The sequence below is a fragment of the Leptospira brenneri genome (assembly GCF_002812125.1).
Lineage (GTDB): Bacteria > Spirochaetota > Leptospiria > Leptospirales > Leptospiraceae > Leptospira_A > Leptospira_A brenneri.
Genome location: NZ_NPDQ01000008.1, coordinates 128,678 through 141,245, shown reverse-complemented (window position 1 = coordinate 141,245; position 12,568 = coordinate 128,678). Strand labels below are relative to the sequence as shown.

At 40.1% G+C, this 12,568-nt stretch carries 14 protein-coding genes; 7 read left to right on the top strand and 7 right to left on the bottom strand.

Annotated features, from left to right (window positions below):
• Nucleotides 1–567 carry an elongation factor P gene (gene efp, locus CH361_RS16625; RefSeq protein ID WP_100791943.1) on the bottom strand — a complete coding sequence of 189 codons (567 nt, stop codon included), beginning with the start codon at nucleotides 565–567 and terminating at the stop codon, nucleotides 1–3.
• Nucleotides 568–635: 68 nt separating this feature from the next.
• Here efp and CH361_RS16620 point away from each other — a divergent pair, with 68 nt between their 5' ends.
• From CH361_RS16620 to CH361_RS16605, 4 genes are all read left to right on the top strand, one after another.
• Nucleotides 636–1,700, top strand: a complete 1,065-nt coding sequence (locus tag CH361_RS16620) for a KamA family radical SAM protein (protein ID WP_100791942.1) — start codon at nucleotides 636–638, stop codon at nucleotides 1,698–1,700.
• Entirely contained in the window at nucleotides 1,684–2,238 is a 555-nt protein-coding gene (locus CH361_RS16615; RefSeq protein ID WP_100791941.1) for a hypothetical protein, read from the top strand. Before CH361_RS16620 ends, CH361_RS16615 begins: the two co-directional genes overlap by 17 nt.
• Nucleotides 2,239–2,325: 87 nt before the next feature.
• The gene (locus tag CH361_RS16610) at nucleotides 2,326–2,532 is read left to right on the top strand and encodes a hypothetical protein (RefSeq protein WP_100791940.1); all 207 of its coding nucleotides are present in this window, start codon (nucleotides 2,326–2,328) and stop codon (nucleotides 2,530–2,532) included.
• A 3-nt stretch (nucleotides 2,533–2,535) separates the two neighbouring features.
• Nucleotides 2,536–3,321, top strand: a complete 786-nt coding sequence (locus tag CH361_RS16605) for a hypothetical protein (protein WP_100791939.1) — start codon at nucleotides 2,536–2,538, stop codon at nucleotides 3,319–3,321.
• Between the two features lie 84 nt (nucleotides 3,322–3,405).
• On the opposite strand, the gene msrB is transcribed toward CH361_RS16605, so the two are convergent.
• Nucleotides 3,406–3,936 (bottom strand): peptide-methionine (R)-S-oxide reductase MsrB, encoded by a 531-nt coding sequence (msrB, locus tag CH361_RS16600; protein ID WP_100791938.1) that lies wholly within the window; start codon nucleotides 3,934–3,936, stop codon nucleotides 3,406–3,408.
• Between the two features lie 49 nt (nucleotides 3,937–3,985).
• Between msrB and CH361_RS16595 the strand changes: the two genes are divergently transcribed.
• Together CH361_RS16595 and CH361_RS16590 are read left to right on the top strand one after the other, a co-directional pair.
• On the top strand, nucleotides 3,986–5,668 hold the full coding sequence (locus tag CH361_RS16595; RefSeq protein ID WP_244279934.1) for a hybrid sensor histidine kinase/response regulator: 1,683 nt from the start codon (nucleotides 3,986–3,988) through the stop codon (nucleotides 5,666–5,668).
• 59 nt (nucleotides 5,669–5,727) lie between these two features.
• Nucleotides 5,728–7,308: a DEAD/DEAH box helicase gene (locus tag CH361_RS16590; RefSeq protein ID WP_100791936.1), complete on the top strand. Its 1,581-nt coding sequence runs from the start codon at nucleotides 5,728–5,730 to the stop codon at nucleotides 7,306–7,308.
• Here the strand turns inward: CH361_RS16590 and CH361_RS16585 are convergent.
• Genes CH361_RS16585 through CH361_RS16575 form a run of 3 tightly spaced genes read right to left on the bottom strand, consistent with a single transcriptional unit; the run spans nucleotide 7,287 to nucleotide 10,041 of the window.
• Complete coding sequence (locus CH361_RS16585) at nucleotides 7,287–8,357, bottom strand: SAM-dependent methyltransferase (RefSeq protein WP_100791935.1); 1,071 nt, start codon at nucleotides 8,355–8,357, stop codon at nucleotides 7,287–7,289. The genes CH361_RS16590 and CH361_RS16585 overlap by 22 nt on opposite strands.
• A 13-nt stretch (nucleotides 8,358–8,370) precedes the next feature.
• Entirely contained in the window at nucleotides 8,371–9,201 is an 831-nt protein-coding gene (locus tag CH361_RS16580) for a DUF1295 domain-containing protein (RefSeq protein ID WP_244279933.1), read from the bottom strand.
• Between the two features lie 30 nt (nucleotides 9,202–9,231).
• Complete coding sequence (locus CH361_RS16575; RefSeq protein WP_100791934.1) at nucleotides 9,232–10,041, bottom strand: SDR family NAD(P)-dependent oxidoreductase; 810 nt, start codon at nucleotides 10,039–10,041, stop codon at nucleotides 9,232–9,234.
• Nucleotides 10,042–10,133: 92 nt separating this feature from the next.
• Between CH361_RS16575 and CH361_RS16570 the strand changes: the two genes are divergently transcribed.
• A complete protein-coding gene (locus CH361_RS16570) occupies nucleotides 10,134–11,156 on the top strand; it encodes a zinc-dependent alcohol dehydrogenase family protein (protein ID WP_100791933.1) in 1,023 nt (340 codons plus the stop codon).
• 83 nt (nucleotides 11,157–11,239) lie between these two features.
• Here the strand turns inward: CH361_RS16570 and CH361_RS16565 are convergent, their stop codons facing one another.
• Both CH361_RS16565 and CH361_RS16560 read right to left on the bottom strand, forming a co-directional pair.
• Nucleotides 11,240–12,229: a BtrH N-terminal domain-containing protein gene (locus CH361_RS16565; protein ID WP_100791932.1), complete on the bottom strand. Its 990-nt coding sequence runs from the start codon at nucleotides 12,227–12,229 to the stop codon at nucleotides 11,240–11,242.
• Between the two features lie 10 nt (nucleotides 12,230–12,239).
• A complete protein-coding gene (locus tag CH361_RS16560) occupies nucleotides 12,240–12,554 on the bottom strand; it encodes a hypothetical protein (protein WP_100791931.1) in 315 nt (104 codons plus the stop codon).
• Between the last annotated feature and the right edge of the window lie 14 nt (nucleotides 12,555–12,568).

The following is a 12,568-nucleotide window of genomic DNA, read 5'->3' as shown; positions in this document are numbered from 1 at the left end:
CTATTTATTCACCCGCTCCACGTAAGATAAATCCCGAAGGTCAATTTTTACAGTGTCCCCTTGTTTGATAAAGATAGGCACTTGGACTTCTCCACCAGTTTCTACCGTCACACGTTTGAGAGCAAGACCGGTTGTATCTCCTTTGAGACCATCCTCTGCATAAGTCACTTCCAAAATAGCAAAGTTAGGAGGTGTTACCCCAATTGGTTTGTCATTGTAAAACGCAACTTCCACCGGAGTTTCTTCTTTCATAAAAGGAAGGATGTCTTCCACATAATCTTTGGAAACAGGGATTTGTTCGTAATCGTTGACATCCATAAAAATGATTTGGTCACCGTCTGCGTAGCAGTACTGCATTTTACGGCGTTCCAAATCCACACCTTCCAATTTTTCGGCAGCTTTAAAGGTTCTTTCAATGGAAGAATCGCGGACAATGTTTTTAAGTTTGGTACGGATGAAAGCAGAACCCTTTCCTGGGTTCACAAACTCTGTTTTGACGACGGAATAAAGCTCATTGTCGATCTTGAGGATCATTCCTTTTTTTACTTCTGTAATGCCTAAGTTCATAATTTCGTTACTCGTTAACAAAATCCGAGGGACTTGGCCATGTGTCAACCGAAGTATGGTCATAAGCGATGACCTGGTCGGATTGGAAATGGCAATTACAAAACCGAATCACTACTTACGAGGATTTGGTAGAAAAACTGATTCTTACGGAAGAAGAGAGGGTAAGTTTTGCACCTGCATTGGAAGAATTTAGTTTTGCCGTCACTCCCTATTATTTGGAACGGATCGACAAAGACAATCCAAACTGTCCGATCCGAAAACAAATCATCCCCAGATCCGGAGAGCTGAAAAAAACTCCGAATGAAGTAGAAGACCCTCTTGCCGAAGAACGGTATATGCCAGTGAAAGGAGTGACCCACCGTTACCCTGACCGCGCGATTTGGTATATTTCTCATGTATGTGCCGTGTACTGCCGGTTTTGTACGAGAAAAAGAAAGGTATCAGACCCGGAAGAAACACCCAACCGTAACGAATGGGAAAAGGCTCTGGAATACTTCCGCTCCCATACAGAACTTCGAGAAATTATTTTGTCTGGGGGGGACCCACTCACACTTTCTGATTCTTCTTTAGATTATCTTTTAGGGGAATTAAAATCCATCCCCCATCTCAACCAGGTGCGGATTCATACACGTCACCCCGTGACCATGCCTATGCGACTCACAGAATCTTTAAATGAAGTTTTTGCCAAACATTTCCCTTTGTATATGGTCACTCATTTCAACCATCCGAATGAAATTTCAGAAGAGACTAAAATGTATGTTATGCGAATGATCAAAACAGGGCATATCTCTATTTTTAACCAGTCCGTTTTACTTTCCGGGATCAATGATGATGCAAAAATTTTATCAGAGCTGAACTACAAACTGATATCGATTGGGATCAAACCTTATTACCTCCACCAATGTGACGAGGTGTTTGGAAGTTCTGATTTTGTTGTGCCGATGGAACGAGGGATTGAAATCTATCGCAAACTCAGAGGTTATCATTCGGGAATCACAATCCCGAATTATGTAAAGGACCTAACGGGTGGTGGAGGGAAAGTGCTTCTTTCACCTGACTATTTACAAAAGAAAACAGAAAACGGATACCTTTTCCAAAATTATTTAGGAGATGAATATGAAGTCGGTCATTAATATCCTTTTGATTCTTTTCCTAATGGGAAGTATCACTTGCCAATCGGGAAAAGAAAGTAGATTAGAAACAAAAGAGAAAACTCCTCTTTTGGTACAAACACCGGATCCCAAAAAATCCAACCTAACAAAAGAACTACGCCTTACTTACCATGCAGTTTGGGTGGCGAAAGAAAACTTTGACCTCCTAAAATCGAGTTCTATTTTTGGAACAGGGAATAGTTATGAAATCCGCCTGGAACCAACGGGGAAAATCCAATGGTTACGACTCTCCTCCACAGACCGGGAAAACCAATCCCAGTTCCCCTATTATTACAAAAATGAAGTCCAAAATCCAGACGTATCCTACTTCGTTTGGGGATCGAAAAAATGCAGTGTTCTTGTCTTTACCCATCCAGATTCCCAGCTCTATGCTCGTTGGGAAGGGATCCACAATGGGTTTTTACTCGTTTTTGAGACCATTGTACCAAACTCCACCAGTTCCAAAGAATTGGCGAATGCCCTCCACCAGATGGTGCTCCAGTCCCTAGATCTTTACTAGGTACCGGGATTTTCCGCAAAGCCTGATTTTTTAGAAAAAAAGATTAGGCAAATTGATAGAGGCAGTTAGGCTTTGAGGAGAAATTCTATGTGGTTGAAATTAGGTGAATCGGAAGTTATCAATTTGGATTACATTGCCTCCATCAAAAAAAATCCCAACCAACCTTCCATTGAAATCATTTACCAAGATCTCAATAATGTAAAGTCCCTCCCTTTCCCAGGCAATGAAGAACGTGATCGTGCCTTCAAAGCTATTTTAGAAAATCTATCCCGAATGAAATTATACTTTGAATGAACCATGGAATTTGAAGCACTAAACCCTAACCTATATGCACAAGTTTTGGATGAATTAGAAATCATCCCGTCAACGAAACCCTACCAAATTCTTTTTTATGGATCCCGTGAAAGAGGAGATTTCCATGAAGAGTCCGATCTTAATTTTTATTTGGTAGCGCACTCCACTGACCAAATGAAATCTCAATTCATCGATTCCATTTCTCGCGCCTTACAAAAGCTAGAGGATGTGGCTCCGGTGAATATGATTGCCGGGGATGCGGATTCCCTTAGACATAGATTAAAAATTTCGGAACCAGGTAGCATCCAACTTATGGAAGCCTCATCCGTATTTTATGGAGAAGGACTTTTTGAAGATTTAAAAACCGATTGGGAAAAATGGAAACAAAGAGAAATTCCAAAGTCTGATCTCATCGCGTATTTAGAAAAACGCATTCGTTTTTTCAAACAACAAGTCACTAGAAATATTAAAGATGAAATCTCTCAACTAGAGAGGATCACCACTCTCACTTTACATATTTGGGCTTTGCAAAATATTCACGACCTAACTCATGTAGAACTTTTAAAAATGGACACCCCTGACCAAGTGGCTCCACTTTTTACCAATCTTTACAGAAAGGAAATGGAAGATTCTGTTTGGGAGCTAGTGGAATTACAAACTCGAGTTCGTAAACTGAAAACAGATGTCCGTTGGAAACGAGAAGTTTCTAGAGAAGACATTCACGAGACCAAATACAAACTCATTTCTCTCCGTAATGATGAAGAGTTTATGATGAACCTTTGGGCTTAAAAAATTTTTAAGGTTCTTTACAGAGGTTCCAACTTTTCCAGTAAAATTTTTCCATTCAGTGAATGGATGGTTTGTATTTTATATTCATTCTGCAAATTCAGAAAGAAAAGATTCGTAACCTCTCTTTTTTAAATCTGCTTTTGGTATAAACTCCATAGAAGCAGAATTCATACAGTATCTCTTGTTAGTTGGCATTGGCCCATCATCAAAAACATGCCCCAAATGCGAGTTTGCTTTTTTAGAACGAACCTCTGTCCGAACCATCCCATAGGAATTGTCCGTAATCTCGATTACGTTTTCTGTTACCAGTGGTTTTGTAAAACTAGGCCAACCTGTCCCTGACTCAAACTTATCTTTGGAACTGAACAAAGGCTCTTTCGAGACAATGTCCACATAAATCCCCTCTCTATGGTTGTCCCAATATTCATTTCGAAAAGGCGGTTCTGTTTCCTCTTCTTGAGTGACTCTATATTGTAAGTCTGTGAGTTTTTTCTTAAGTTCTGGATTCTCTGGTTTTTTTGGCGTAGGAGAGGCAGTCTCCATACAAGAGGTAATCAGGAATAATCCGAACACCAAATGGATAGAAGCGAATAGCACTTTAAGAGAACGGTTCATAGGTTTTAGACTGAGGAAAAATAGAAATTTTACTTTCCTTTAGAGGAAAATGATTTCGTCTAAATTTCGTATGCTCATTGCACCTTTACCAAAAAATGAGACAGCACGTCTTCCCGCTTTAAAAAGCCTGGAAATCCTCGACACTCCAGAAGAGGAAATGTTCGATGAAGTGACAAAGCTGGCATCTATGATCTGCAATGTCCCCATCTCCCTTGTCAGTTTGGTAGATGAATCCAGGCAATGGTTCAAATCCCACCACGGCCTCAATGCCCGCGAAACCCCAAGGTCCCTCGCCTTTTGTGCCCATGCCATTTTGGGAGAGGGACTTTTTGTTGTCCCCAATGCGAAAGAAGACATTCGATTTAAAAACAATCCATTGGTTGATGAAGCTCCTAACGTTATTTTTTATGCAGGTTTCCCTTTGGCTTTGGACGACCAAATCAAATTAGGAACACTCTGCGTCATCGATAACAAACCAAGAGAGTTAACGAACGACCAAATGCAAATGCTCCATTTACTTGGCAAACAAACCATTCGTTTGTTACAAATGCGGAATGCAAACGAACGTTTAGGCATCGAAAAACGGTCTGCAGAAAAAGCCACAGCGGCCAAAAGGGACTTTATTGCGGCCATCAGTCACGACATCCGAAATCCATTAAACTCACTTCTTGGGATGTCTGAAATGATTCGCGAAATAGAATTACATCCATCTGTTCTTAGTTATGTGGATCATGTTAGAAATGCTGGAGAAGTAATTTTACATCTAGTGAATGATACCATCGAGATTTCCAGATTGGAAGAGAATGGCAGCGTATTAAAAAATGAATGGTTCGAACTCCATCAATGTTTACATATCTTAGATTCCTTTTTTACGGCGGAAACCAAACGAAAAAAAATAGATTTTATTCTTCATAACAAGGTAAATCAAAATGTCTTTGTTTATTCCGACAAAAGAAAAATAGAAAAAGTATTTTGGAATCTAACGGCAAACGCTGTGAAGTTTACAAACAAAGGGAATGTTACCTTTTCTGTTCATCTAGAAAATACAACAGAAGACAAAGGTATTTTACATATAGAAATTAAAGACACGGGACCAGGAATTTCCCCTGAAGTGAAAGACCGACTCTTTCAAAAATACAATGAATTTGTTCCCGAAGGTTGTGTTATTTCTGGTTCTGGCCTTGGGCTTTCGATCGTAAAACTTTCGTTAGAAGAAATGAAAGGAGAAGTCAATGTTGAATCAGCCTTAGGACAAGGATCTACATTCAAAGTAAAGATCCCTATTCTTTGGAAATCAGAAGAAGTAAGTTCAGAAAAATTGGAAAAAGAAAGGAAACATAAATCCAAATTTCCTACATTTTCTAAACCGCAACGAGTTCTGATTGCTGATGATAATGAACTCAATCGAAAAGTTTTGAAGAGTTATTTAAAACCCCTTCATTTTGAAATTGTAGAATCAAGTAACGGAGTTGATACAGAAAAGATTTTAAACGAATCCAATTTTGACATAGCCTTTCTCGACATTGAGATGCCAGGGAAACATGGAACCGAAATTGCCAAAGGATTGGAGGGAAAACCCGACCGCCCCGTTCTCTTTGCCTGCACTGGGCTCTGTATGCCCGAGGAAAAAAACCATATCCTTGCCTCGGGATTTGAGTACTTTATGCCCAAACCCTATCTAAAAGAGGATCTTTACCTCCACCTAAAGGAAATTGCGGACAGGAGACCCTAGGCCATTCTGATATTTTTCCCTTTCTTTTTTAGGCCATTTTTTTATTGTATCCTATTTCCATGACTAAGAATGAAACCGAAGCTGGAAATGACTTCCAATCCTTCGGATTACGTCCTGAAATACTACAAGGAATCACTGAAGCAGGCTTCGAATCCCCAAGCCCTATCCAAAAACAAGCGATTCCGCTCGTATTGGAAGGAAAAGATTTAATCGCACAAGCGCAGACCGGTACCGGAAAAACTGCAGCTTACGGACTCCCCTGTTTGAACCGAATCAATGTGAATGATGGCATGCAAGTACTTGTCCTCACTCCCACTCGTGAACTCGCGTTACAAGTATCTGATGAATTGTATAAACTGGGAAAACATTTAGGAATCAAAACCACCACTATTTACGGTGGAAGTTCCTATTCTAAACAAATCACACAAGTGGCCAAAGGTGCCCAAGTTGCCGTTGCAACACCAGGAAGACTTCTAGACCTTCTCAAAGGAAAAGAACTAAAAAACTTCAAACCTTCTATGGTGATTTTGGATGAAGCAGATGAAATGCTCGATATGGGTTTTATGGATGATATTGAATCCATCTTCAATCTACTACCAACCAAAAGACAAACTTTACTTTTCTCCGCAACCATGCCGGAGCCGATCAAGAAGTTGGCAAGTAAGTACCAAACGCATCCTGCTCATGTAAAGATTGCTCCTACAGAAAAATCTTCTAAAAACATTGAACAAGTGTACTACGTAATTGATGAAGTAGAACGCGAAATCGCTGTTGTCCGTATTTTGGATTATGAAAATCCATATAAGGCAATCATCTTCACAAAAACAAAAAAAGAAGCTGATGATTTAAAAGCAACTCTTGGATTCAAAGGATATCCTGTGGAAGCTCTCCACGGTGACCTAAACCAAAAACAAAGAGAACAAGTTCTAAAAAGTTTACACGATGGTCGAGTGAAGATCCTTGTTGCAACTGACGTTGCGGCTCGCGGTCTTGATGTAAAAGATTTGTCTCTTGTGATCAACTACCACCTACCTTTTGATAGCGAAAGTTATACACATAGAATTGGTCGTACCGGCCGTGCTGGAAAGTCAGGTAAAGCTGTGACTCTTGTTACCACAAGAGAATCTCGTGCCCTCCTTAGACTCAAAGGTACATCGGGTATGAATCTGAGCATAGCTGCCCTTCCAACAAAAAAGGAAGTACTTGCCAGAAGAGAAGAAGACTTCTTAAACAAAGTTGTAGAAACAGAAGTACATGCTGATGCAGAAGAAGTTCTCGAAAAACTTTTAAAGTTAGACGACAAACGTTCTGTGGCTCTCAAACTACTTTCTAATATGCTTGATAAAACCAAAATTTCTGGACCAGAAAAAATTGGGAAATCACCTTCTGAATGGAGCGAAACTCCTCCAGGCGGTGGCGGATCAGGAAGACGTCGTCGGGATGATGGCGGATCTGGTGGTGGTCGCGGTGGTTATCGTGGAGGAAGATCCAATAGCGAAAGAAGCGAACGCGGAGAACGTAGTGATCGTGGCGAACGCGGTGGAGATAGTCGACGCAGTGGTGCACCCTCTTCTAAAAAAGAAGGTGGAGTTTACGTAAAGACGGCTGGAAAAAAAACTCAGCGTTTTCGAAACAAGTAGTGGCTCACAAACCACTCTTCTCCGTTTCGATAACCCCATAACTCAGCACAGGCGAGAAAGAAAACTTTCCAATACACAAACCATTTGGTTTTTTCTTTTTCGCCGTAAGTACTCGCAAGGATAGGCATTAGTTTATCCTTGTTTTGGGTTAAATTATCATACCAAGCTTCGCTTGTTCTCGCATAGTGAGTCCCATTCACAATCCAGTGGTTTTCAATGAGAAAATCTTTTTGGAAATATAAAAATAAATCGTTCGAGGGCATTTGCCCACCAGTAAAAAAATACTTCGCCATCCAGTCCGTTTCATCAATGACTTCGAAAGGGTAAGCAAACTCTTTATGAGTGAAGATATGCACAAAAAACTTTCCATCAGCGACAAGAAACTTAGATAGTTTTTCAAAAAGTTTCTCATAATTTTTCATATGTTCCAACATCTCTACAGATACAATCCGATCAAACTTGTCTTTAGTAGTAAAATCGTTCATATCCTTTGTGATGATGGTTAAGTTTTTTAAACCACGTTCTTTAGCACGTTTGTCGATAAACTCTTTTTGAGTTCGGGAATTAGAAACACCTGTAACTTTGCACTTAGGAAATTTTTCTGCAATATAAAGAGAAATACTCCCCCATCCACATCCGAGGTCCAATACCTTCATTCCATTTTTGATCTCTGCACGCTCCACTGTGATCCGTAACATATCTTCTTCGGACTCAGCAAAACTAGTATCTAAACTTTGCCAATATCCAGATGAGTATTTCATACTCGGACCCATCACATAAGTAAAAAAATCACTCGGAACTTCGTAGTGTTGTTCATTGGCAGCATCTGTATGTACGGCTATGGGGGATTTTTTTAACTCATTCACATAATTCATTTTGTGTTGGAGCTGGGACGTAGTATTTTCTTTCCGTTCTTGTTTGATCCGAAGGTTTAAAAGTTGGCGGATACGAAAACGAATGAGCCAATCTGGGAAAATATCCTTTTCTAAAAGTGAGTTGATGCTAAAAGAAGAGCCCTCTTCTTTTTGGGAAGGATCCGTAAAATTCATGTTTTATCCTTTATTAATTTTGTTTTGGGAACCAAGGGAAAAATGCATTTGTGGTTCGTATATATTCACGAAAAACATCACCCTTTGACAAAAGCGAATATTTTTCCGCAAAAGGAACACCAGATACAAATCGCAATAATAGAAACATAAAGAGAGGTGTCAAAAGTGAAAAGACTGCCTCTGTCGCAGAAAGGATAGGAATGACCCCAATCCCAACCCAAATCACCCATTCAAAAAAATAGTTGGGGTGTCTTGTCCATTTCCAAAGACCTATGTTACAAACTTTGCCTTTGTTTCCAGGATCGGATAGAAACTGATGAAGGTCCCGGTCAGAGATTGTTTCCCCAATCACTCCTACAAAAAACAAAATCCAACCCACTAGAACCATCAAATATCCATTAGGTCCCAAGATCCCAGAGTTCGGGAAAAGTTTCCACTGAGCAGCAAAATAAAAAGGGAAGGAAAGAAAAAGGGCCAAAAATCCTTGTAACATAAAAACATTGGTAAACATTTTCTGGTGGACTTTATCACCATAGTCCTTTCGAAATCCCGCATAACGTTTGTCTTCTGGATGGTTTGTGCGAATCCGAGTCCAGTAAAGAAACCCTGAAAGGCGAAGAGCCCAAATCCAAACAGGAATGAGAACGGCCCACTTAGCAAACGCAGTCCCTTGCCCAAAACAAACAATGATACTGGCAACCCCTGCGATCACAAGTCCCCAACCCACATCAATGACTGCGTAGTTGTCTCTTGACTTTCCCCAGAACCACATAAGAGCCATAAAAAGAAATGTAAATATAACGGCCGCTAAATAAGAAAATAATAAATTTTCCAAAACTGACATTCTCTCCCAATTTCTAGGTTTAGACAGAGTTCAATGTGATTTAAAATCCTCGTAAAGTTTTTTATAGAGAATTTTTTCCAAAAACTTGGGAGAGAAAAATCGCATCCATTCCAAAAATTTCCCGGACAGATTGAAAGTCACAAGCCTTGCTTCTTTGTTCTGGGCAACAGACATCAAAACATGAGCTACTTCACTCGCCGTCTTACGTTTTCCTTTGGCTGGTGCTTCAGATAAGATCTCACCACTGGCATCAAGGCCTGAAGTGCGAAGGGCTGTGTCTGTATAAGGAACACAAACAAGTGAGACACCCAAACCCGATTCCAAAGTTTCAATCCGAAGGGATTCAAGTGCCGCATGTAAAGCTGACTTAGAAGCAGAATACGCAGCTCGTCCTGGCACTCCATACAAAGCCGAAACAGTGGAGGTAGTCACAATATTTCCTTTTGTAAGGAGTAAAAGAGGAAGAAGTCCTCTTACCAACTGGATGGGCCCAAAGAAGTTAGTAGCAAAGGTCTTACGATACACATCCATCGAAAGAGAATCAAATCTACCGTGAGCAGTAATGCCTGCGTTATTAAACAATACATCAATTTTTGTAACTTTTTTTTGGATCCACTCGATAGCATCCATAACGGAGGTAGGATCTGAAAGATCACAAGTTACACGGTGAATGATAGTCCTCTCATGTTTGTTTTTGGGTTCTTCGATTTCTGCGGCTCTCCTTGCTAAAAGAACAAGCTCACAAGGAAAAATTGCCAGTTCTTCATACAATGCTTTTCCAATTCCACTCGAAGCTCCGGTGATCACTACCACCCTATCGTTCCAAAAATCTTTTTTCATATCGTCCCTTTCCTCTGATTCCCACTCGACAAAGGATAAGGAGGCCCGAGGATCTGACGAGTGAATTTTGATTCTAAAACGTTAGAGGAAATATGTTAAATCAAGTATGGGAAATTCAAGGATCATTTGGTATCGAAAACCTAAAACAAACGACAAGAGATCTTTCCGAATCACTTGATCCCAAAGAAGTTCTTGTTCGCCTAACAGCGACATCACTCAATTATCGAGATTATTTAATGGTGATAGGGACTTATAATCCTAGACAAAAACTCCCTCTCATTCCTTGTTCCGATGGTGCCGGTGTGGTGGAAGCCGTAGGAAAAGATGTGACTCTTTGGAAAAAAGGAGACCGAGTCCTTCCCATCTTTGCCCAGAAATGGTTGGATGGGGCACCCGATATGGATAGCCTTCGTTCCACCCTTGGTGGGCCACATGACGGATGTTTAGCGAACTATGGAAAATTCGCTGAGGATGGCCTTGTGGCTACCCCAAATCACCTAACAGATGCAGAAGCAGCAACCCTTGGTTGTGCTGGCCTTACCGCTTATAATGCTGTTGTGAACTTTGGTGGAATTGGGCCTGGTGCCGATGTACTTTGCCTTGGGACTGGCGGTGTTTCTTTATTTGCCTTACAATTTGCAAAAATGATGGGAGCCCGAGTGATCATCACTTCCTCCAGTGATGAAAAACTGGCTCGTGCCAAAGCTCTCGGAGCTGATGAAACCATCAATTATTCCACAAAATCCAATTGGGAACGAGATGTTCGTAAACACACGAAGATGGCAGGGGCTGATCTTATCATCGAAGTGGGTGGTGCCGGCACTATGCAAAAATCCATGATGAGTGTAAAACCATACGGAACCATCGCACTCATAGGTGTCCTGGCCGGTGGGGAATCGAGTCTTTCCCTCTACCCCATCTTAATGCAAGGGGTCAAAGTCCAAGGTGTGATTGTTGGTAGCCGAACTGACTTCGAAAAAATGAACCATGCCATTGAAGAAAAGAAAATCACACCTATTGTGGACAAAGTGTTCGGTTGGGAGGAAGTTCCCGAAGCCTTACAGTATTTACAAACGGGAAAACATTTTGGGAAGGTAGTTGTGAGTTGGGGATAAGGGAGAACAAAAAAATCAAGGAATACAAAATCGCGGATTGATTCACTTGGGCTTAGGTCTATTTTATAGATGGACCTAAGACTTTAAACCGCTTTCAATTTTAGTAATTCGCTCATAGCAGAAAACTCTAAATCGGAAGTACGATAGAGAAGGTCTTTCATTTCACCTAACAAGCTACTATCACTCTTTTTTCCCAAGGTATCAAACAAAGTAATGATTTTGGACCAGTGTGCCGCTATTTCGAGGAACTGCAAATGGGCATTCTTAAAGATAGGATCTTTTGTAAGTTCATAAGCTTCGCCCAAAAAATCCCGGTATAGGTTTCTAAATATAGCACCACCCGTTCCTGCTTTTTCCATCATCATGGCAGTGGTTCCAAAATCCCTTTGGACATCTTTCGAAGTCTGAAACCATTTCTCCAAATTGGATGCTAGTTTCCCAATGCCTTTATAAGAGACATTGGTAATAGGAGGATTTAAGTAATCGCGAGCATTGTTTTTGGCAGCGATGGAAACCACTTTTTTTAAGTCTGGTGACTTCTTTGCAGAACTAATCGTATAAAAAAGATTTTTTGAAGCCATTGGTCCTTTTTCACTTCTGGCAAGTTCCAAACTTTTTAAAGAAGTATGTACCTTTGTACCTTGTTGTTTAGTATCAATCAAATAGGCATTTGTTTCATCGTATCCATACAGTGCCGCGTAATGGCCAGCAAAATGAAATGGTTTTGAAAAGTATTCCAAATGAAAACAATCCAACTTCAAACCAACGGGCGTTTTCGAATCAATCAGATCCCGAACAGATGACCAAGCCTTCAACTGAGAAGAAGTTTCCTGAATTTCTAATTTTAGACCTAAGTTTTTAGTTATGTTTACCGTTAGCTGATCAGGTTTAATCCTTCCACCGATAAAAGGGAAGTCCATTGACTTCATATTCCAAAATATAAACCCAAGACCTTCTCCAATCCCAAATAACATTGGCTCTGATAATTCTATTCCTATATGTTTTAAAAGAGTTCCTGTAGTTGTGGTTTCGCAATGAACTCCGAGAAAAGGAGAAATGTGATTTAAAATCATTTTAAAAAATCTACCAACGTTCTAATGGGTTTGCATAGGCAACCAGGATATTCCCATTGATTTTATTTTCAAATTTTTGAAAAGTAAGAAGTGCCTTATCTCCTAGGTCCGCATATTTAAAAGTTGTACACAAACCTTTTGGTTTTGCTACGGTTCCTTTTTTATAAATCGCCAAAAAAATCTTAAATTCACTTTCAATGGATTTACATTCCTTTTCCAATTCCTCATTTAAAACAAGTAATTCGGAAAGATCATAAGAGTTAAATTCGTATTCAGGAATCCAATCATAAAGCAAACTGTTCGTAAGACCAAAATTTCGATTCATTTTCTAACTAAACT